This is a genomic window from Alicyclobacillus sp. SP_1 (assembly GCF_024706985.1).
Lineage (GTDB): Bacteria > Bacillota > Bacilli > Alicyclobacillales > Alicyclobacillaceae > Alicyclobacillus_I.
The window spans coordinates 256467-277082 of the sequence record NZ_JAMCCX010000028.1 but is presented as its reverse complement, the minus strand read 5'-3'; the positions used below and the strand labels follow the sequence as shown (position 1 = coordinate 277082).

At 55.7% G+C, this 20616-nt stretch carries 19 protein-coding genes; 2 read left to right on the top strand and 17 right to left on the bottom strand.

Annotation, left to right across the window (positions count from 1 at the left end):
* Positions 1–9: 9 nt before the first annotated feature.
* The gene (locus M4I36_RS09625) at positions 10–378 is read right to left on the bottom strand and encodes an Asp23/Gls24 family envelope stress response protein (RefSeq protein WP_258111499.1); all 369 of its coding nucleotides are present in this window, start codon (positions 376–378) and stop codon (positions 10–12) included.
* A gap of 294 nt (positions 379–672) precedes the next feature.
* Between M4I36_RS09625 and rpmB the strand changes: the two genes are divergently transcribed.
* Complete coding sequence (gene rpmB / locus M4I36_RS09620) at positions 673–864, top strand: 50S ribosomal protein L28 (RefSeq protein ID WP_258111498.1); 192 nt, start codon at positions 673–675, stop codon at positions 862–864.
* Between the two features lie 134 nt (positions 865–998).
* Here rpmB and spoVM read toward each other — a convergent pair whose 3' ends face one another.
* The 15 genes from spoVM to M4I36_RS09545 all read right to left on the bottom strand — a co-directional run bounded on the left by spoVM (position 999) and on the right by M4I36_RS09545 (position 17262).
* Positions 999–1079 (bottom strand): stage V sporulation protein SpoVM, encoded by an 81-nt coding sequence (spoVM, locus tag M4I36_RS16870; RefSeq protein WP_374985940.1) that lies wholly within the window; start codon positions 1077–1079, stop codon positions 999–1001.
* Positions 1080–1176: 97 nt separating this feature from the next.
* Complete coding sequence (gene rpe, locus M4I36_RS09610) at positions 1177–1833, bottom strand: ribulose-phosphate 3-epimerase (RefSeq protein ID WP_374985938.1); 657 nt, start codon at positions 1831–1833, stop codon at positions 1177–1179.
* A 5-nt stretch (positions 1834–1838) separates the two neighbouring features.
* Positions 1839–2714, bottom strand: coding sequence for a ribosome small subunit-dependent GTPase A (rsgA, locus tag M4I36_RS09605; RefSeq protein ID WP_258111495.1), 876 nt, complete (start codon positions 2712–2714; stop codon positions 1839–1841).
* 34 nt (positions 2715–2748) lie between these two features.
* Positions 2749–4755, bottom strand: coding sequence for a Stk1 family PASTA domain-containing Ser/Thr kinase (gene pknB, locus M4I36_RS09600; protein ID WP_258111494.1), 2007 nt, complete (start codon positions 4753–4755; stop codon positions 2749–2751).
* Positions 4752–5504, bottom strand: coding sequence for a Stp1/IreP family PP2C-type Ser/Thr phosphatase (locus tag M4I36_RS09595; protein ID WP_258111493.1), 753 nt, complete (start codon positions 5502–5504; stop codon positions 4752–4754). Before M4I36_RS09595 ends, pknB begins: the two co-directional genes overlap by 4 nt.
* Positions 5505–5616: 112 nt before the next feature.
* A complete protein-coding gene (gene rlmN, locus M4I36_RS09590) occupies positions 5617–6660 on the bottom strand; it encodes a dual-specificity RNA methyltransferase RlmN (protein WP_258111492.1) in 1044 nt (347 codons plus the stop codon).
* Between the two features lie 27 nt (positions 6661–6687).
* Complete coding sequence (gene rsmB / locus M4I36_RS09585) at positions 6688–8058, bottom strand: 16S rRNA (cytosine(967)-C(5))-methyltransferase RsmB (RefSeq protein ID WP_258111491.1); 1371 nt, start codon at positions 8056–8058, stop codon at positions 6688–6690.
* Positions 8055–9011: a methionyl-tRNA formyltransferase gene (fmt, locus tag M4I36_RS09580; RefSeq protein WP_258111490.1), complete on the bottom strand. Its 957-nt coding sequence runs from the start codon at positions 9009–9011 to the stop codon at positions 8055–8057. Before fmt ends, rsmB begins: the two co-directional genes overlap by 4 nt.
* Entirely contained in the window at positions 9008–9517 is a 510-nt protein-coding gene (def, locus tag M4I36_RS09575; RefSeq protein ID WP_258111489.1) for a peptide deformylase, read from the bottom strand. Before def ends, fmt begins: the two co-directional genes overlap by 4 nt.
* A gap of 42 nt (positions 9518–9559) precedes the next feature.
* Positions 9560–11902, bottom strand: a complete 2343-nt coding sequence (priA, locus tag M4I36_RS09570) for a replication restart helicase PriA (RefSeq protein ID WP_258111488.1) — start codon at positions 11900–11902, stop codon at positions 9560–9562.
* 5 nt (positions 11903–11907) lie between these two features.
* Positions 11908–13113, bottom strand: coding sequence for a bifunctional phosphopantothenoylcysteine decarboxylase/phosphopantothenate--cysteine ligase CoaBC (coaBC, locus tag M4I36_RS09565; RefSeq protein WP_258111487.1), 1206 nt, complete (start codon positions 13111–13113; stop codon positions 11908–11910).
* A 92-nt stretch (positions 13114–13205) separates the two neighbouring features.
* Positions 13206–13409 (bottom strand): DNA-directed RNA polymerase subunit omega, encoded by a 204-nt coding sequence (gene rpoZ, locus M4I36_RS09560; protein ID WP_258111486.1) that lies wholly within the window; start codon positions 13407–13409, stop codon positions 13206–13208.
* 14 nt (positions 13410–13423) lie between these two features.
* Positions 13424–14044, bottom strand: coding sequence for a guanylate kinase (gene gmk / locus M4I36_RS09555; RefSeq protein WP_258111485.1), 621 nt, complete (start codon positions 14042–14044; stop codon positions 13424–13426).
* Positions 14041–14307, bottom strand: a complete 267-nt coding sequence (gene remA, locus M4I36_RS09550; RefSeq protein WP_258111484.1) for an extracellular matrix/biofilm regulator RemA — start codon at positions 14305–14307, stop codon at positions 14041–14043. The genes gmk and remA overlap by 4 nt, the downstream gene beginning before the upstream one ends.
* Positions 14308–14520: 213 nt before the next feature.
* Complete coding sequence (locus M4I36_RS09545) at positions 14521–17262, bottom strand: calcium-translocating P-type ATPase, SERCA-type (protein WP_258111483.1); 2742 nt, start codon at positions 17260–17262, stop codon at positions 14521–14523.
* 106 nt (positions 17263–17368) lie between these two features.
* On the opposite strand from M4I36_RS09545, the gene M4I36_RS09540 reads away from it, so the two are divergent.
* Positions 17369–19168 carry an Rqc2 family fibronectin-binding protein gene (locus tag M4I36_RS09540; protein ID WP_258111482.1) on the top strand — a complete coding sequence of 600 codons (1800 nt, stop codon included), beginning with the start codon at positions 17369–17371 and terminating at the stop codon, positions 19166–19168.
* Here the strand turns inward: M4I36_RS09540 and M4I36_RS09535 are convergent.
* Entirely contained in the window at positions 19140–20603 is a 1464-nt protein-coding gene (locus M4I36_RS09535; protein WP_258111481.1) for a DUF2254 domain-containing protein, read from the bottom strand. The genes M4I36_RS09540 and M4I36_RS09535 overlap by 29 nt on opposite strands.
* Positions 20604–20616 lie beyond the last annotated feature (13 nt).

Genomic DNA, 20616 nt, shown 5'->3' with positions numbered 1-20616 from the left:
CCGCCGCTCCTAACTCTCGCCCGCAATGCGAACTCCTTGGACGAAGATGTTGACTTTGCCAACCTCCGTCCCAACGGTTTCCTGAAGCACATAACGGACCTTTTCGCGAACATTTTGAGCTACTTCAAAGATGTTGGTGCCATACGACACAATTGTATACAAATCCACTTCTAAGTCGCCAGTATCTTTCACTCGAACTTCTACACCTTTTCCAGGATTCTCTCTACCAAGCAACTCGGTCAAACTATCCTTGACCTGACGCCTGGACGCCATGCCGACTAATCCATAACAGTCCATGGCAGCATACCCCGCGATGGTCGCAATCACATCTTCAACAACGGTCACCTGGCCGAGCGGAGTTTCGATGGCTTTCGGCATGGTCAACCTCCTTTGGTCGTCTCTGCTAAGTTTTTGCTAAGTTATATTGTACTATAAGGTTTGTGGCGTGGAAACCAGCCGCGAGTCAGTTACAACCACTTTCTGAAAATACACAAAAGGAGTCACTCAGGCCATTTCGTGCAAAGTGAGATGCCTCGCTCAGAGAAGTTCAGAAGGATTCGAGTGCGACAAGGATTGCAGTGACACAAGGGCTGTGCTAATATAGCTTGGGTTAACGAACGGCTGCGATTTCTGCCGGCAAGGCGGTATCGGATGCCTAGGAGGTGCGATGACATGGCGAGACGGTGTGATGTGTGTGGCAAAGGCCCACAGGTCGGCCACAAGGTCAGCCACTCCCATATTCTTACGAAGCGCCGCTGGCTCCCAAACATTCAGCCCGTTCGCGTCAACGTGAACGGAACCGTGAAGCGGATGCGAGTGTGCACAAGCTGCCTGAAAGCTGGAAAAGTGACCAGGGCAGTTTGAAGAATGTGGATTATGGCGAAAAAAAGCACCCAAGGGTGCTTTTTTTCGTGTGCTGGTCCGACACGGGATGTGGCGCGGAAGATGAGAGCGGTGACTCAAACAGACCTGGCGAGGAAATGTTCGAAAGCAGCGAATCAGTCTTTTGAGACCGTTCCCAAGAACGCCTTGACAATCCCGCCCAGGAATCTCGGAAGTTTAATCGTGTAAAATTTCAACACACTTTCCCTCCCCTGTGGAAGCACGTCGGCGAACGTGACGGAAGTAACGGTCACCATCCCTAGATGTATATTCCTCGGTTCCGGAAATGTGCGCTCAGGTCCAAGCTGGCCCAGACATTAATTCACGCATCCGCGCACCCCGATGGTCCGCTCCAAAGAGAGCGGTACCCACCACGAAGACATTGGCCCCATGGGCGGAAGCAGCGCCAATCGTCTCCGCCGACACACCTCCATCAATTTCGAGGTCCAACGATGCCGTTGACAGTTCGTCCAGCATACGCCTCGCTTCTCGAATTTTCGGAAGCATCGTGGTCAAAAATTGCTGCCCACCAAAACCCGGGTTGACCGTCATCAAATTGACATAGTCATACTCGCCCGCCAACCAGCGAAGCACCTCGAGCGGCGTCCCTGGATTGAGTGCAACGCCTGCCTTGCATCCAGCTTGACGAATTTGTTGCAAGGCTCGGTACGAGTGGTCCGTGGCCTCCACATGAATCGATATCCTGTCCGCTCCGGACTCAGCAAATTGCTCAACATATCGCTCTGGTGAAACGACCATCAAGTGTACGTCCATCTCCACCGAAAAATGTGGGCGCAACGCCTTAACCACAAGGCTACCCATGGAGAGGTTAGGAACAAATTGTCCGTCCATGACGTCAATGTGTAACCACTCCGCACCCGCTTGCACGACTTCGTCTACTTCCGCTCGCAAGCGTCCGAAATCCGCCGATAAAATCGACGGTGCAATGATATGCTTCAATACTGACGCGCCTCCCGTTCCATCACATCCTGAACAATCTGACGATAGTGAAAGAGTCGCAACGGCGCCACGTCACCGCGCGCCGCCGCCCGTTCCACGCCGCAATCGGACTCATCCAAATGTAGACACCCGCGATACTCGCACTCTTCCTGGAAACGCAGAAAGTCCGGATAATAGCTGCGAATGTCTCGAGACGGGAGATTGACATCCAATTGGCTGAAGCCAGGTGCATCGGCGACCCAGCCATTCTCTAAAATCGGCCAAAGCTGGACATGCCGAGTGGTATGTCGCCCTCGCCCCAGCTTTTCGCTCACATCGCCTGTGGACAGTTGCAAGCGTTCGTCCAACTGATTGGCAAGCGACGACTTACCGGCGCCAGAGGGGCCAGCGAAGACTGTGATGTGCTGGCTGAGCAAAGGCGCGAACAAAGTCTTCGCGTTCCCTTCCAGTCGATTCGTGGTCAAAACCGGAAACCCCGTCTTGGTGTACATCGCCACTGCCTGGTCTAGTTGTTCTTTCTGCGCCAAATCGGTTTTCGAAAAAACCACCACTGGCGCGACACCAGCTGCCTGCACCACGACCAGCAGTCGGTCTAGCAAAACATATGCAATGTCTGGCTCTACTAACGAAAAAACCAAGAGAGCCTGGTCGACGTTCGCAATCGGAGGTCGCACTAAGAGCGTTTTTCGCTCGTGCACCGCAGCGACAATCCCCTCTTCCGTGCCAATTGGCTCGAAATCAACGTGATCGCCCACAAAAATTTTCTTTCCATCCCGTTTCAGAATGCCGCGCGCGCGGCAGCGCCGAGAGACGCCTTCTGCGTACACCTGAAAAAAACCACCACGCGCACCCGTGACAATTCCTGTCGGCACCGCCATCACCTCTTTCAGCGACGCATCCGCCGCGTCATCCTTGGACCGTGAATTGCTTTGCCAATTGACCGTTCAAATAGACATCCACTTGACCCGTGGTGCCGGGCATGAGATAGATGGTTTCCGTCCAAGACGTGGTTTTCGTAATCGTCTGCTGAACGACCGTCTGGTCATTGCCTTCTGCATCATTGACATCAATCTCCACCTGCACTGGCGGACTTCCCGGATTGACTGGGACGGTCACCTTGACTTCGTGAGCGGTCGATCCCGCTGGAGGTTCCGATGGACTTGTTGGCGTACTGCCAGACGGACTGGTGCTATTGCCTGTCCCCGTGCTATTCGTGGGCGATGTGGTCTGACCTGTATTGTCCGCGATGTCGAGGTTGACGACGGTATTCGGTTTGACGGTCGTACCGACGGCAGGCGACGTCTGGACAACCGTTTGATTCGGCTGAGTGGATGCCACTGGCGTCACTTGACCTACTTGCAAATTGGCTGCTTGCAGAGCTTTCAATGCATCTTGATAGGTCATTCCGACGACATTTGGCACCACCGTGGTCGCTGGCTGAGACGATACATAGAGTGTCACCGTCGCGTCACTTTGAACCTCTGACCCTGCCGTCGGCTCTGTGGAAATCACCTCACCCGACGGTGTATTGCTACTCGATTCGGTTTTGACAACAATGTGGCTGTCCGAAAAGCCAGCGTCCATCAACGTCAATTTGGCCTCGTCTTCGGTCACTCCAGTCAAATCAGGCATCTTTAAACGGGGAGCACCAGTGCTCACATAAAGCGTGATGGTTCGAGTCTGCTTGACCTTCGTTGGCCCTTGTGGGCTTTGGTCAAAGACAATCCCTTTGTGCTGTTTGCTCGTGCCAGTCTCTTCGTGAATTTGACTCGCTTTGAATCCTGCCGACTCGAGCGTGGCCACCGCTTGACTTTCGGTCTCACCAACGACGCTTGGCAAGGCGACGTTCGGTACTGCCAGGACTCGCATCAAAATATACAGTGCCGCAAGACCGCCCAGCACTATCACAACCAACACTAAAATCACCATCAAGAGGCGCTGCCACCAACTGCGTTTCTTCTTTTGCTTTTTTTTACCCTTCTGTTTTCCTTTGTTGCGGTCTGTGCTCATCAGCGCTCCATCCCGGACAACCGGAATGGCGATGGTTTCCTCGGTTGCCTCTTTAGGCAGAATAAACTTCGGTACATTCGGCGTCTTTAGGGCATCGTTCAAATCGGCCAACATGCTTTCCATGTCAGGATAGCGTGCAGACGGAGATTTGGCCAACGCTCTCAACACGATATTTTCTATGCTTTGCGGAATACTCCGGTCGATTTGTCGAGGCTCGACAAACTCTTCGCGCAAATGCTTAAGCGCCACGCTGACCGGCGAGTCTCCAGAAAACGGGAGCTCACCAGTGAGCATCTCATACATGACCACGCCGAGACTGTAAATGTCACTCTTGACATCTGTCTGTCCGCCGCGCGCTTGCTCCGGCGAAAAATAGTGAACCGACCCGAGCACGGAAGTCGCCTGGCGGTCCGTGATGGTCGTCCCTGTAACGGCCCTTGCAATGCCAAAGTCCGTTACTTTTACAATTCCAGACTTCGTCAGGAGAATGTTATGCGGCTTGATGTCCCGATGAATGATGCGGTGCTCATGGGCGTGCGCCAGAGCTTCACAAATCTGCGCCGAGATGTCGACGACTTCTTCAACAGGAAGAGCGCCTTTAGATTTAATGAGATCTTTCAAAGTTGGCCCATCGACATATTCCATGACGATGAAGTACTCGTTTCCGGACATTCCAACATCGTATAAATTCACGATATTCGGATGCGATAGTTTGGCCGCAGCCTGCGCCTCTTGCCGAAATCGCGAAACGAACTCCTCATCTCCAGCGAATTGGGGACGGAGCATTTTGACGGCGACCGTTCGACCCAACAACTCGTCGACGGCTCGGTACACCACGGCCATTCCGCCACCACCGATGGCTTCCTCGATTCGATATCGGCCGCTGAGAATTTGCTCCGTCACTCCACTTCACCTCCAGGGCCATGGCAAATCAAGATCAGCGTGATGTTGTCACTGCCACCGCGATCGAGCGCCAATTGAACGAGCGTGGACGTCACCCGGTCTAAAGCGGATTGCGACGGTGCTGCAGAAACTGCCTCGACATACGAGGCGATTTCAGATGGGCTGACTAAATTCGACAGGCCATCTGAGCACAGGAGAAGCATGTCGCCAAGAACCCAGCGAAAGGTCTGCACATCTGGATAATGGTGCTCTTCTGCTCCCAAAGAACGCGTGACAATATGTCGCTGCGGATGATGGCTGGCCTCATCTTCCGTCAGTTGTCCACGCCGCACTAACTCCGCGACCAAGGAGTGGTCTTCCGTCACCTGCTGCAAACTTCCGCCGTGCCAAAGATACGCCCGACTGTCCCCAACATGAGCCACGCTCACCGAATCGTCATCGACCAGCGCTCCGACGACCGTGGTACCCATACCAAGATAGTCGGCATTGGCGCGAGAGGCCTGGAAAATCTTCTGATTGGCAACGTAGATTGCGCGCCGCAAAGACACTTCGGGATGGGACAGGTCTTCTTTGCGGATGATTTCTTGCACGGTCTCCACGGCAATTTGGGAAGCTACCTCACCAGCCGATGGCCCTCCCATACCGTCTGCAATCAGGTACAGTCGTTTTTGCGGAAGGTCTTCCAGCACCGCGTAACTGTCCTGATTCATCGGTCGAACAAGACCGATGTGAGATCTTGCTGAATGCATCACAACCGCCACCTCCATCCACAACATACCGTCTATCTGCGGTCCAACCACTCGTGCCTAAGATCAAGCTGATACGCTCATCCGTTGACCCATCGCCATATGATACAAGGACTCAAGTTTGCATCATATGCTCTGCCCGCAGCTGTCCACAAGCTGCGGAAATATCGTGTCCCATCTCGCGACGCACCGTCGCATTGACCCCAAGCCGCTCAAGTTCCATCCGAAATGCCGTGATTTGGTCTTTGGATGTTCGGGTCAAATTCCGCTCCGGAACGTAGTTGACAGGAATCAGATTGACGTGACACGGTAAATTTTTGAGCAAAGCGGCCAGTTGACGAGCGTGATCTAAACGGTCGTTCTTCCCTCCAACCAGCGCATACTCAAACGAAATTCGGCGGCCCTTTTGCTGATGATAATAATGACAAGCTTCCATCAGTTTCGCAATTGGATATGCTTTGTTGACTGGCATCATGGCCGACCTCAACTCATCATTGGGAGCATGCAGAGAGACCGCAAGCGTCAGGGGTCGCGGGTTGTCGGCAAGACGGAGGATGCCGGGAACCAGCCCAACCGTCGAGATGGTGATATGCCGATAACCGATATTCAATCCGTCTGGCTCGTGAAGAATATCGACAAAACGCATGGTCTCGTCGTAATTGTCCATCGGCTCGCCTGAACCCATCAAAACCACCGAAGAAACCCTGTCTCCTTTGAGGTCCAGATGGCGCTGACTATAGAGCAGTTGCTCGACCATTTCGCCTGCCGTCATTTGCCGAATCATGCCTCCCAACGTCGAGGCACAGAACGTACAGCCCATCTTGCAACCCACTTGAGTCGACACGCATACACTGTGTCCATAGTCATGTTTCATGAGGACTGTCTCGACCGAGACGCCGTCTTGAAAGCCAATTAAAAATTTGATGGTTCCGTCGACTTGCGACGTCTGGCGCGTCATCTCACGCGAAGTCTGCAACTGCGTGGTTTCTGCCAGTCGACTGCGCAGTGTCTTCGACAAATTCGTCATATCTTCCACTGTCGTGACACGATGACGATATAACCACTCAAACACTTGACGCCCTCGGAATGCTGGTTCCTGAAATTCCTCTTGTAGAAAGGCCACTAATTCGCCAAGCGTATTATTGTATAAGTGCTTCATGCCCAGTATCCCTCCTCTCTCAGCTTGTCACGACAAGCTTCTTTGCAAACGCGAAATATAGAAACCGTCCGTGGAGAACATCTCTGGAGTCACTTGTACCCCCGTGTCCACGCGAATTTCCGACAGAACAGAAGCTGAGATGTCTGACTCCGTTGGAGGAAGTAAGTGAAAGTCGGGTCTCGAAGCTAAGAAGTTTTCGATAACCTGCTCATTTTCCTCCTTCAACAGCGTACACGTGCAGTAAACCAATCTGCCACCCTTTCGCACTCGCTTGGCAGAGGCGACCAACAACTCTCGCTGTAGGGCCGAGAGGGCAGTCACATCGGAAGCTTTGCGGCGCCAACGGATGTCGGGCCGATGGCGCAGCACTCCGAATCCCGTACACGGGGCGTCCACCAACACGGCATCATATAGAAAGTCGTCTGCGACGGGTTCTGTGCGTCCGTCGCACAGACGCGGTCGAATCGACTCCAGACCGAGGCGAGCGGCGGCAGACTTGAGTAGTATCATCTTGTGCAAGTGAACGTCCCATGCGTCAATCTGGCCCGCATCGTCCATCCATTCCGCCACATGCGTCGTCTTTCCACCGGGCGCTGCGCAGACATCCAAAATCCGCTCTCCCCGCTGCGCGTTGAGAAGCGGAGCGACGAGCATCGCGGCCTCGTCCTGGACGGAGACTTTCCCTTCCCGAAACGGATTGAACTCAGCAATATCCAAACTGCCTGTGATGCGAATTCCGCTCTCCGACAGAACAGATGGCTCGACCATGCCCATGCCCAATTGCTCAGTCAGTTCAACCACCAACGCGTCCCGGTCTGACTTGCGCCGATTGACGCGCAACGAAATGGGCGCTCGACGATTTTGTGCCGCGAGGATGGCAACCGCTCGCTCTTCGCCATACTGATGGATGAGCTTCTCCATCAACCAGGACGGCACCGACAATTGGGTCGCCAACCGGTCCACTTCCGAAGGCATGCGGTCAATCAGTCGCTGCAAAACCTGTGATGGCGATCCCGCTCGCATCACTGCTCTCAACACGGCATTGACAAAGCCCGCTGCTCGTGGCACCTTGCGCTTCGCGAGTTGCACCGCTTCGTTGACGGCCGCATAAGCCGGGACTCGCTCTAAGTAGACCAGTTGATACAGGGTCAGTCGAAGCAGCACCCGCACGATGCTCTGCAGTTTGTCCACCGGTTGGCTGGAGTGCGCACTTATCACTAGGTCCAGAGGGCGCTGCCGCTGTACAGTGCCGTAGACCAACTCTGTGCAGAGATTGCGGTCGCGCACGTCGAGGGAAGACGAGCCGAGCGCTTCTTGCAGCGCCAAATTCACGTAAGCCTGCCCTTCCTCCACGCGCGTGAGAACAGACAGCGCAATCTCGCGAGCTGTTGGTTTCATTCCTCGCTTCCTTTCGACAAAGTCAGTGGGTGACTGCGTGCTTGATGCGGTCGCCACCAATCTCCGGCCGCCATCCGTCGCTTCCCAGCCGGCTGCACGGTCAGCAACTGGATGACTCGTCCATCTCCACAGACCACGCCAACTTCGTCCGATGAAAGCGCCAAGACTCGTCCGGGGGGAAGGACTTCTGTTCTTTCGAGCAGCGCTGCGGACCAGATTTTGAGCGGCTGCTGGCCAGCCAGAGTGACTGCTCCAGGCTGCGGTGCCAGACCGCGCACGCGACGCCAGACCGCTTCTCCAGCATCGTCCCAATCAATCCATTCGTCTCTGCGCAGAATGCGTTTTGCGTAGGTCACGCCCTCGGTGGGTTGGGCGACCGCTGTCAATTGCCCGGCGAGGTACGCCGGCAGCTTCGCCACGAGCAGTTCTGCCCCAAGTTGGGCCAAACGGTCATGCAAGGTCCCCGAGTCATCCGTATCTGCGATACGCGTGCGAACTTGTGCCACCATTGGGCCAGCATCCAGTGCCAAGACCATTTCCATAAGCGTCACGCCAGTTTCCCTGTCTCCCGCCAAAATTGCCCGCGCAATCGGCGCTGCGCCGCGCCATCGCGGCAGCAGCGAGGCATGGACATTGAGCGCACCAGCACGGGGAAGGGCCAGCACCTCGGCAGACAGCAACTGACCATACGCTGCCGTGACGAGCACATCTGGCCGAAACGCGGACAGGCGCAGAAGCGACTCAGTGGCACTTACGCGCTCAGGTTGAACGACCTCTAATCCAAGCGACTGCGCTGCCACTTTCACCGGAGGCCCTGTCCATTCGCGCTTCCTACCCACGGGCCGGTCGGGCTGCGTGACAACCAGCAGTTCATACCCAGCCTGAGCCAACTGCACCAGCGATGGTACGGCGAAATCGGGGGTACCGAAAAAAATCACGCGCTGTCCCGTCATCGACCCTTCGACTCCACGCGCGAGCGACTCTTCGACTCCACTTCGTGGCGCAGTTGACCGGGAAGAACGTGGTCCGTAAATAAAATCCCATCCAAATGGTCCACCTCGTGCTGAACGCAGCGCGCGAGCAAATCCACGGCTTCAAATTCAAAGGGCTGCAGATACCGGTCGTAAGCGCGCACTCGAATAAACTTAGCACGCTCCACATCTCCGCGTAAACCCGGTAAGGACAAACACCCTTCCGACGAAACCTGAGAGCCCTGGCGCTCAAAAATTTCTGGATTGACCAATTCCATCAGACCCGGTCCACCTTCTCCGATATCGACGACGACCAACCGCTTGGCGATTCCCACTTGGTTGGCGGCGAGTCCAATTCCATCTGCAGCGTACATCGTCTCCGCCATGTCATCCAGTAGTTTCCGAAGCGCATTCGTCATCTGTGGCACTGGCTTCGCTATTTGGCGCAACACTGGGTCATCCCCAGTGCGAATCATTCGTCGTGCCATTTCCTCACCTCCATAGCCTGTTGCTGCTATTTTCAAGCGGACCTAACCAATTCTGCCGGCCGAAACGTCCAGCGTACAGGTTCCACCCAATTGGTTCATCTTCGCGTGAACTGCGGCGAACGCCGTAACCATCCAGTCCCGCACGGCATTCCATCGAGGATACTTTACCACAACTTGATAGCGATATTGATCTTCTTTCCGTCGCAACAACGCTGGCGTCGCTGGTAGAATCGTGACGTCATCAGGCGGTTCGGTGCGCTGCAGTTCGCGTACAAAACGTTCGGCAGCTCCTTTCGCGTAGGCCTCGTTGCTATGGGTCGCAAGAAATGCCGCCAACTCGCAGAAAGGAGGATAGTCATAGCGCTCACGCTGCTCACGCTCACGGCGATAGAACGAAGCGTAGTCGTGCGCGGCGGCCGTGCTCACGACGAAATGCGTGGGCCGATACGTTTGGACGATGGTTTTGCCTCCCGCCTCTGCCCTCCCTGCCCGGCCTGCCACTTGCGTGAGCAGTTGAAAAGCGCGCTCTTCCGAGCGAAAGTCGGGAATGGACAGCAGAGTGTCCGCCGAGATGACGCCAACCAGAGTCACGCGCGGAAAATCCAGTCCTTTGGCAATCATTTGCGTTCCAATCAACACGTCCGCCTCACGTCTTGCAAACGCGTCCAAAATGCGCTTGTGCGCCCCCTTCTGACGGGTGGTATCAACGTCCATACGCAACGCGCGTAGTTCTGGAAAGCGCGCCTGCAACGCGGACTCCACCTGTTGGGTGCCAAGCCCATAAGGCCGAATAGCGTCTTCTTTACAGGTTGGGCAGACCTCTGGCATGGCCGTCACGTACCCACAGTAATGGCAATGCAGCGAATACTCCGCTCCGTGGCGATGCACAGTGAGGGCGATGCTACAGTGCGGACATTCCAATCCTTCTCCACACTGTCGGCACAGTAAAAATGAGGCGAAGCCACGTCGATTCAAGAAGAGAATCGCCTGCTCTTCGCGTTCCTTGACCCCCCGCAGTTCCGACTCTAAGGCGCGGCTGAAGAGACTCGTGTGTCCGGCACGCAATTCTTCGCGCATGTCGACCACTTCGACTGGCGGTAGAGGCCGTCGGTTGGCTCGCTCCGGCATGGTCAGCAGAGAAGCAATGCCCGTCTCAACCAAATGCATCGCGTAAAGAGATGGCGTGGCGCTACCAAACACGACGGTCGCACCAGACTGGCGGGCGCGCTCAAGAGCAACGTGGTGCGCACTGTAGCGAGGGCTTTCCTCCTGCTTGTAGGTCGACTCATGTTCTTCGTCCATGACAATGAACCGCAAGTTTTGTACGGGTGCAAAGATGGCCGATCTCGCTCCAACCGCGATATCTGCATCGCCTCGGCGCAACCGCATCCACTCGTCGCGCCTCTCACCGACGGACAACAGCGAGTGCAGGAGCGCCACGCGATTGCCAAAGCGCTCCGTGAATTGGCGCACCATCTGCGGTGTCAGTGCAATTTCGGGTACGAGAACGATAGCGCCGCAACCCTCTGCCAACACCGCCTCAATCACGCGCAGATAGACTTCTGTCTTGCCGCTACCGGTCACGCCGTGTAGTAAAAACACGTTGGGCACGTCGACGGCCGTGGCGTCGGTGAGGCGCCGCAGTGCGCGCTCTTGCCAACTCGTCAGAGTGCGTTCTGTGGAATTGCTGCGAGAACTCAGTCGAACTGACTCCTCAGAAGTAGAGCTCGGTCCGCGTTCTTCTACGTCTCGGTAGAACTCCCGCCACTCGAGCTGAACCAAACCGGCGGCAAGAAGAGCGCGAAGGCTAGGATTGGAAGCGGTCAACCCAAGCTCTGACAGTGAGATTCCTCCTGCTTTCTCAACGGATTCCAAAATCCCCCACTGACGCCGCGCTCCATGCGCCACAAGGCGCGCTTCTCGAACTGCCTGAAGACCATCGCGAAGCGCACCAGCTGGCATCAAGAGCCCGAGACGTTTTGGCCCAACGCGATCGGACAAGACCTCAGCCGGACCACGGGCCTTCATGCGAAAAGCCGCCGGTAGCATGGTCTCGATGGCCTGCAAGTGAGTGGCTGCGTAACGATAGGACAGAAAGCGCGCGAGGTCTAGCAACTCTGATGTCAGAATGGGCTCGTCGTCTAAGCGCTGGAGGAGCGTTTTCAACGCTTTGTGGGCTCCGTCTGGCCCCGCGTCTCTTGTATCTTCATCTTCGCGATAGACGTGAATGACGTAACCGAGAATACGCCGATTCTGAAATGGAACCAAGACGCGACAGCCAACGAGATGGTCCGGCAGCCAGTCGTCGGGAACAATGTAGTCAAACGGCTTGTCCACTTGGCGAGCGGTGACTTTGACGATGACTTGTGCAATGAGCGTCGACATTGACATCACCTAGTCCGGTGGCGCCAGGCGAGAATTTCGTCCCACAGTGCGTCAGCCACGGCTGTTTTCGGCATAGTGGCAAAATCTTTGATGTCTCCGTTCGCCTTGAGCAAGGTGACATGGTTCGTATCGACGGCAAATCCGGAGCCCTCTTCTTGAATGTCATTCACCACCAGAAGGTCGAGGTGCTTAGACGTCAATTTGCGCCGACCATTGGCCAAGACGTCCTCAGTTTCGGCAGCAAAGCCGACCAACGTCTGGTTGTGCGAAGTACGCCGCTCTCCCATCGACTTCAGTACGTCGGGTGTCCTCACCCACTCGATGCTCGGCGTACCTAGTTCTTTCTTCCATTTGCCCGCCAGGCGCTCCTTGGGGCGAAAGTCAGCCGGAGCAGCCGCAGCGACGAATACATCAGCGGTAGAAAAATGTTTCTCGACTTCCACAAACATGTCTTCCGTCGAGCGAACGGCCCGCAGTTTTACACCCTCAGGAGGTGCCAATGTGACCGGACCGCTGACGAGAACCACCTCCGCACCGCGCGCGGCAGCAGCGGCGGCAATCGCGTAGCCCATTTTGCCAGTGGATGCGTTCGTGATGTACCGCACCGGATCGATCTCCTCAATAGTCGGCCCTGCCGTCACCAAGACTTTCAATCCGAGCAGGTCCTGACGCCGAGCGAGCACCGCCTGGAGGACGGCGAAAATGTCTTCCGGCTCAGGCAGTCGTCCTTTTCCTGTGTAGCCGCAGGCTAAAAGCCCCTCTGCCGGCTGCAAAACGATGGCGCCGCGCTCTTCCAGCATGCGGAGATTGGCCGCCACGGCGGGATGCGCAAGCATATGCACATTCATCGCAGGTGCTATCAACAGTGGACACGTTGCCGCCAGTGCCGTCGTGGTCACCATGTCGTCGGCGAAGCCATGCGCCAACTTGGCCACGACGTTCGCCGTGGCCGGTGCAATCACGTATGCCAGAGCATCATCCGCCAGTTGGATGTGGGCAATCTGCGCCGGGTTGGGTTCCAGAAACGTGTCTACCACGACCGCACGCTTCGTCAAAGACTGAAATGTCAGCGGCGTGATGAAACGAGTGGCGTGCTCTGTCATCAGGACCTGGACCTCATATCCGCCCTTCACCATCAGACTAGCCAAAGACGCCGACTTGAAGGCCGCGATTCCGCCACTCACCCCGAGCAAAATATGCTGTTTCGTCATGTCAACACCTCTCTCTCTGTTATGCCGCCTAAACAGAGAAGGGGCTGAACAACCGCATTGGCTGTCCAGCCCTCCTTAAAATTTGTAACCGCTCAGGATATGGACTCCGTGCGCTCGTAGCGAATCGTGCCGTCCGAGATTTCCCAGAGTGCACGACTCACATTCATGGTTGTGGAAGAACCCGGCATGCCAATGCTACTCTCTTGCAGTCGACGGGCTCTGCGCGCTGTCGCTACGACGAGAGCGTACTTGCTGTCGACAATATCCAACAACTTGTCAATCGATGGATACAACATGCTACACACCTCTTTCACCAATGTTCGAGTAAATGCAAATTGCGCTTCACGCTGCAATGCTCCGCCTCGATGATGGACTCAATCCGATTGCAGGCATGCTCAACCTCATCATTGACAATCACATAGTCGTACTCCCGCATTTGCTGAAGCTCCTGATGGGCCGCACCGAAGCGCAATTGAAAGGTCTCTTCCGTCTCCGAACCGCGACCAAGGATGCGCGCTTGGAGTTCCGTTGGCGATGGCGGAACCAGAAACAAAAATACGCCATCCGCAAAGCGCCGTTTCACTTGCATAGCACCTTGAATGTCGATCTCCAGAAAAACATCATACCCCATTGCCAATCTTGATGCAACGAAATCCTTTGGCGTCCCATAATAATTGTCGTAGACTTTTGCCCATTCCAACAATTCGTCCGCTTCAATCATTCGTTCAAATTCCGCTTTGTCACGAAAAAAATAATTCACGCCATCGACTTCGCCATTTCGTGGAGTACGCGTTGTCACCGAGATAGATAAGTGGAGGCCGAGCTCCCGGCGCATCAAAGCCGTGCAGACCGTTCCTTTGCCGGCACCGGAAGGACCACTCAACACAAACAATATTCCCTGATTCGCCCTGCGATTTCCGCGAGTGCTCATTCGTCCTCCTCAATGACCTGTTCTTTACTAACCATGCGATGGGCAACTGTTTCCGGTTGCACCGCAGAGAGGACCACGTGACCGCTGTCGGCAATAATGACCGCACGCGTCCGGCGCCCATACGTGGCATCAATCAGCGTTCCGCGCTCGCGCGCCTCTTGAATAATACGCTTAATCGGCGCAGACTCTGGCGCCACAATGGCAACAATTCGGTTGGCCGACACCATGTTGCCAAACCCGATATTGATAAGCTTCGTGCTCATGCACGTTCCTCCCTGCCCATGTCATTCGCGACAATCCCTGCGTGATGCCTCATCTCGGCCTCGTTCTCGGCACCCTCAAAATTGTTTTCATTCTACTGCATGTCCTGACAGGGAACAAGCCACCTGGAGAATCGACGTGAATCCTCACGACGAATCCGGTGGCTTGATGCTTGAACTCAGTCGACACTTCGAGTCACGTCACTGTGCACAGACTCATGCAGCGCGGCTTTGCGACTTCTCTGCCTGCTTGGGCCGAATCGCGTTTCGACCCGCCCTGCGTAGCGACAGCGCAAACGTGGGAATGGCTGCCATCACGAGAACAATCACCCACTGCGAGAGAGACAAAGGCACCGTTGAAAACACTTTGGCCAGCGGTTCCACGTAGACCGTCGCGAGAAACATAGCGACCGACGAGAGAACCGCAAAAATGAGCCACAGATTGCCGAACAGATTTCTCTTAAAAATCCCCCCGTCCAAAGAGCGGCAGTCAAAGACGAGAATCAACTGAGACATCGTCAGAGTGGCGTACGCCATCGTCTGGGCAAGCGCCAGATTGTCCGGATACGCATGTCGCACCCAGAGGAACACGGCCAACGTCGACAGGCCAATCAATGTGCCCCGACTGAGAATTTTTGTCGCCATTCCTTTTGCAAAAATGCCCTCATGCACGTTGCGAGGAGGCCGGTGCATGATGTCCTTTTCAATCGGATCGACCCCAAGCGCGATGGCCGGAAGTCCGTCGGTCACGAGGTTGACCCAGAGAATTTGAATCGGCAGCAGCGGCAGTGGAAGTCCCATCAACATGGCGATAAACATGGTCAAAATTTCTCCGACGTTCGACGCGAGCAAATATCGAATGAATTTTTTGATGTTGTCGTAAATGCCACGGCCTTCTTCAATGGCTGCCACGATGGTCGCAAAATTGTCGTCCGCGAGCACCAGTGCCGAGGCTTCCTTGGCCACGTCTGTTCCCGATTTACCCATGGCGATCCCGATGTCTGACTGTTTGATGGCAGGTGCGTCATTGACGCCATCGCCCGTCATTGCGACAATCTCCCCACCCGCTTGGAGAGCCCGCACGATGCGCAATTTGTGCTCGGGCGTGACCCGCGCGTAAACACACGTCTTCTTGGCTGCGGCCGCCAACTCGTGGTCGTCCATCTCGTCCATCATCGCGCCCGTCAAGATTTCGCCACCTTCAGGCAAAATACAGAGACGCTTCGCGATGGCTGCGGCCGTCTGTTGGTGGTCACCCGTAATCATCACCGTCCGCACGCCAGCCCGTCGACAAGTCTCAATCGCCTCGTAAACCTCGTCTCGCGGAGGATCGATCATGCCGCACATCCCGACAAACACGAGATCATCTTCCCAGTTTGCTTGAGACGCGACTTCGAGGGAAGGAAATTGTCTGTACGCAAAACCCAAATTGCGCAGGGCCGAAGACGCAAACTGTTCGTTCACCGTTTGAATCGTCTTGCGAATCGACGGCGTGAGACCTTGTTCTTTGCCGCCCGACAGGACGCGCTTCGACATGTTCAGGAGGATGTCCGGAGCGCCTTTCACAAAAGCGAACACTCCGGCTTCGCTTTGCACGAGCACGGACATGCATTTGCGCTCGGAGTCAAACGGATTTTCGGCAACGCGGTGGTAGACTGCGTCCGGTTCTAAAAAGCCTGCTTTCGCTGCGAGGACGAGGAGCGCGCCTTCTGTCGGATCGCCCTGAACTGTCCACGTCACAGAGTCTTCGGCGGGCCGCTCGACCATCACCGCATTGTTGCAGACCGCGCCAATCTCCACGAGACTCTTTAGCGCTGGCCGACGGCTCGGCGAGATGACTTGGTCGCCGAGCAGAAACTGTCCGTGTGGGTCGTAGCCTGTACCACTGACTTGATAAGTCACACCATCTGCGTAGACGTGCTGCACCGTCATTCGATTTTGCGTCAACGTTCCTGTTTTATCCGAACAGATGACCGTTGCGCAGCCGAGCGTTTCGACCGACGGCAATTTGCGGACAATCGCATTGCGCTTGATCATCCGCTGCACCCCTAGGGCGAGCGCGATGGTCACGATGGCGGGTAATCCTTCGGGAATGGCGGCGACCGCCAGCGAAACTCCGGCAAGAAACATCTGCACCCATGGGTGGCCGTGAAGGACGCCCGTCACCACCACCAGCACGGTCAAAACGATGGCCAGCCAGACCAAGAATTTCCCGAGTTCTTCTAATCGCCGCTGCAGCGGTGTCACCGTCTCTTCGGACTGCTCCATCAGGTCGGCAATTTTGCCCATTTCTGTATCCATCGCGGTGGCGACCACGAGCACTTCCGCCTTTCCGCGGGTCACCATCGTCCCCATGTAGACCATGTTCTTTCGGTCACCGAGTGAAGCACTCGCGGCCGCCACGAGGTCCGGCTGTTTGTTGACTGGAACCGACTCTCCTGTGAGTGTGGACTCTTCGACGGAAAAGCTGGTACAGGACATAATGCGCCCATCGGCCGGCACCCGGTCCCCATCTTCAAGCAGAACCACATCGCCTGGCACCAAATCTCTGGCTGGCACCTCTGTGACCTGACCTTGTCTGCGCACCTTCGCCATCGGTGCGGTGAGTTCTTTGAGCGCCGCCAAACTCCGCTCTGCCCGGACCTCTTGAACAAAACCGAGAATCCCATTCAGAATGATGATGGCAATAATGGTGATGGCGTCGGTGTATTCGCCGAGCAGTCCGGAAATCAACGTTGCCGCGAGCAAGACCAAAATCATAAAGTCCCGAAATTGGTTGAAGAACACGGTCAGAAGCGAGACTTTCGTGCCTTCCGCAAGGAGATTCGGACCGAAGACGCGCTGCCGCTCTGCGACTTCGCCCAGGGCAAGGCCGTCTGGATTCGAATTCAATTCGGCGACACAATCGCTCACCGTCCATGAGTGCCAGTCTTTCTCCACCGGAGCCACTCCTTTCATGCGTCTCCGAATCGATGATTATTCGGACGACCAGTTGTAATGCGTGTCTCTGCATGTCTATGCTTGTACAGACTCCGCTAGACCCACGGAAAGGAGGTCGTCCGAGATGGACGGTCTGACCTTGCGCGCACTAGTATTGGAATGGCAAGAACGGCTCATCGGCAGCCGCATTGAAAAAATTCATCAACCTTCGGAACGCGACATCCTTCTGACGCTGCGCCATCGGCACGGAACAGAACGCCTGTTGCTGTCAGCTCACCGCGAGTTCGCGAGGGCCCACCTGCAGACTGGTCCAAGGCCCGCCTCTCCAGCCGAGCCTCCACGCTTTTGCAACCAACTGCGCCGTCACCTTGAGTCCGGGCGCTTGGTTGGTGTGGAGCAGGACGGCCTCGACCGAGTGCTCCTACTGACCGTCGATTCCTTGGACGATCTCGGTGATCTCAACCGCTACACTCTCGTCGCTGAACTGATGGGCAAGCACAGCAATTTGATTCTCTGCAAAACGGGCACAGACGGTCGCCCGAGGGAGATTGTCGATGCGGCGGTTCACGTGCCGCAGACCGTCAGTCGGGTGCGCCAAGTTCTTCCAGGTCTCACCTTTGCTCGGCCTCCTGCGCAAAATAAAATGTCACCGAAAAATTGTTCCGCAGCCGAATTGGCCCCACTTCTTTCCGGAGAGTGGACGGGCAAGCGGAACCAATTGGCCCTTATGAAAACGGTCTCGGGACTTGGCCCGACCTCCGCGCGTGAAGCATTGTGGCGAAGTCGCGACGAGCAGAGCGCGCAAAAACTATGCCACGTTCTGTCTGAACTGGCTCACCGCGTAGACACTCTGCAAGAATTACAGCCGCATGTTGGCTTAGATTCGCTTGGACGGCCAACAGAATACGCTCCGTTTCCACTGCTCTCGGCCGTCGCCACCCGTTCCGCTGAGAGTATGAGTTTCGCTCTTGAAGCCGTCCACATGACGGCCTACCAAAGTTCACTCGAAAACGGACTTGCACGGGAATTGCAACAAGTTGTCCGCACGGCCAAAGACCGCCTGCGCGGAAAGTTGGCAAAAATAGAGGAGCTCGAGACGGCGAGTGCCGAACACGAGCGCCTACGCATGTACGGCGAGTTGCTGCTCGCCTATGGATATTCTCTGGAAAAGGGCGCGACAGAAGCGAATTTGCCGAGCTTTGAAGAAGACGGGGGCCTCGTCTCCATTCCGCTGGACCCCGCTCTGACCGCGATGGAAAATGCCCAGCGGTTCTTTCGCCAGAGTGCAAAGCGCAAGCGCAGCATCGCCATTTTGGCGGCCGAGCGCGCTTCCAGCGAACGCGACCTGTTCTACTTGGATAACGTTGAGGAACATTTGTTGAGCGCCAATCCGGAGCACTTGGAATCCATTCGCGAAGAGTTGATTGCCGAAGGTTTCCACAAACGACCGACTCAACAGACGCCAAAAAGCAAAAACAAATCGGCTGCGAAATCTCACAAAAAACCAAGTCTTCCGCAACCCGATAGTTACACATCCAGAGACGGGTTCACGCTCCTCGTCGGACGCAATAACTATCAAAACGACCGCTTGACACTGCGCATGGCAAAACCACACGACATCTGGATGCACGCCAAAGACACGGCCGGGAGTCACGTGTTAATTCGCAACGATAACGGTACAGAGATTCCCGCGACGACCCTCGAAGACGCGGCACTGTTGGCCGCCTACTTCAGCCGCGCGCGAGATTCCTCGCAAGTCGCCGTCGACTACACAGAGGCTCGCCACGTGTGGAAGCAAAACGGCGCGAGGCCAGGCCACGTGCTCTATGACCACCAGCACACCCTGTTCATCACGCCCCACCGCGAAGCCGTGTTTGCGCTTCTTAACGGCCGCTCTAGCGACGTGTCAGAACAGCCGAATTGAGGGCATGTGCCGGAAACAGCCCGTCGAACAAAACCCGCAAGTCGAGACCGGGCACCTGAAACAACTCGGCACCACTGATCATCTCAAGAAGAAGCGGTTGCCACGCCGCCTCGAGCGTGCGCTCCGCTTCTTTGCGACCAGCTTCGGCAGCCAAGAGGCGGGCAAGCGCCATGCCGATGTTGCGCAGGTCGATGCAATCTTCCAGTTGCCGCCCCCACCAATCCGCCCAGACCAGCACATCGGTCAGTGCTGCCACGCCAATGAACGACTTGAACAAACGGAAGTAGGCGGTCAACAACGGACCGGCTCCGTCCGTCTCGTCAGTCCGCTGCAACATCGATGGGACTGCCTCATGTGTGAGGAAAGTCGGCAGTTCGACCCCTCCTTGACGAAAGACGGGAGCGGACACTTTCTCAACCACCGCGAGTGTGCGCAGCGCGAACAATTGGCCACGTTCATTCGTCCGCGCACTCTGCTCAGCCAACTGATACAAGTAGTCCACCACCGATTCCACATAAAAACCTTGACCTTCTGGCAGCAGATGACCTAGAACCAACTGTTTGTAAGCTTTGACGACTCGCTCAGCGGTTCTCCACGCTCGACCTTCAATACACAGGCAACCTTGTTGATACATGGCCTCTAATGTAGTGAGCAACAACCCCGTCTCTCGCTCTTTGACAGCCACACCGACAATTTCACTCCACTGGTCGAGAAAACTTTGATGTACGGCGACAATCGGGTCGTCCGTGTCGCGCGGCAGAGGTAGTTTCGTGGCGACTTCATGCATCGTCCGCAGACAGTTGGTTCCGGTCACCGTATCACTGACGGAAGCGGCTCGCTTTGCAATGTCACAAATTTGCTCAATGTTGTCCAAAGCAGCACGCCATTTGCCACGCGCCACCGCCCGGTGATAATCGCGCAAGATGAGGGCCACAATTCGGTCCGGTTTGAGCAGTTGAACGACTGCGTACATGTACAAGAGAAGCGATAGGAAGCAGATGATGACCAATACCAGGTCAGCGCTCATCTCCAGTTGCAGGTGAGGGGAGAGCGGATCGGCCACTGGGTCGTGAATCTGTGCCATCAGAAAAAAACTGTGCATGATGGTGACGAGATAAATCAAAAAAAGTGACCCGTTATAAGGAAGTCGAACGTAAAAATCGAGTACGCGATGCGTGTAATTGGAAGCGGTCATTTGAATGGCAACCAAGATGATGGAGATACATAAAGCTAGAATTGTGGATAAGGAGGAGACGATGGTATTCAAATAATTGCGCGCCGTATCCGTGTCTCCAGAAAAGACGTTCGGCGGATGAACGAACACCGCCAGAATGATGAGCGCGGAGACGACGACGTGAACCAGGAAAGACGAGGAAATGGTCGCCAACTTGTGAGAAATTTTGCGAACCTCGGCGCGAAGACGAAGCGTTGCCATGAGTACCCTCGCT

Excerpts from the sequence above, each read along its gene's own strand:
- M4I36_RS09625 (WP_258111499.1), bottom strand. The coding sequence starts at position 378 with ATGCCGAAAGCCATCGAAACTCCGCTCGGCCAGGTGACCGTTGTTGAA.
- rpmB (WP_258111498.1), top strand. The coding sequence starts at position 673 with ATGGCGAGACGGTGTGATGTGTGTGGCAAAGGCCCACAGGTCGGCCAC.
- M4I36_RS09595 (WP_258111493.1), bottom strand. The coding sequence starts at position 5,504 with ATGCATTCAGCAAGATCTCACATCGGTCTTGTTCGACCGATGAATCAG.
- rlmN (WP_258111492.1), bottom strand. The coding sequence starts at position 6,660 with ATGAAGCACTTATACAATAATACGCTTGGCGAATTAGTGGCCTTTCTA.
- rsmB (WP_258111491.1), bottom strand. The coding sequence starts at position 8,058 with ATGAAACCAACAGCTCGCGAGATTGCGCTGTCTGTTCTCACGCGCGTG.
- fmt (WP_258111490.1), bottom strand. The coding sequence starts at position 9,011 with ATGACGGGACAGCGCGTGATTTTTTTCGGTACCCCCGATTTCGCCGTA.
- def (WP_258111489.1), bottom strand. The coding sequence starts at position 9,517 with ATGGCACGACGAATGATTCGCACTGGGGATGACCCAGTGTTGCGCCAA.
- priA (WP_258111488.1), bottom strand. The coding sequence starts at position 11,902 with ATGTCGACGCTCATTGCACAAGTCATCGTCAAAGTCACCGCTCGCCAA.
- coaBC (WP_258111487.1), bottom strand. The coding sequence starts at position 13,113 with ATGACGAAACAGCATATTTTGCTCGGGGTGAGTGGCGGAATCGCGGCC.
- rpoZ (WP_258111486.1), bottom strand. The coding sequence starts at position 13,409 with ATGTTGTATCCATCGATTGACAAGTTGTTGGATATTGTCGACAGCAAG.
- gmk (WP_258111485.1), bottom strand. The coding sequence starts at position 14,044 with ATGAGCACTCGCGGAAATCGCAGGGCGAATCAGGGAATATTGTTTGTG.
- remA (WP_258111484.1), bottom strand. The coding sequence starts at position 14,307 with ATGAGCACGAAGCTTATCAATATCGGGTTTGGCAACATGGTGTCGGCC.
- M4I36_RS09545 (WP_258111483.1), bottom strand. The coding sequence starts at position 17,262 with ATGAAAGGAGTGGCTCCGGTGGAGAAAGACTGGCACTCATGGACGGTG.
- M4I36_RS09540 (WP_258111482.1), top strand. The coding sequence starts at position 17,369 with ATGGACGGTCTGACCTTGCGCGCACTAGTATTGGAATGGCAAGAACGG.
- M4I36_RS09535 (WP_258111481.1), bottom strand. The coding sequence starts at position 20,603 with ATGGCAACGCTTCGTCTTCGCGCCGAGGTTCGCAAAATTTCTCACAAG.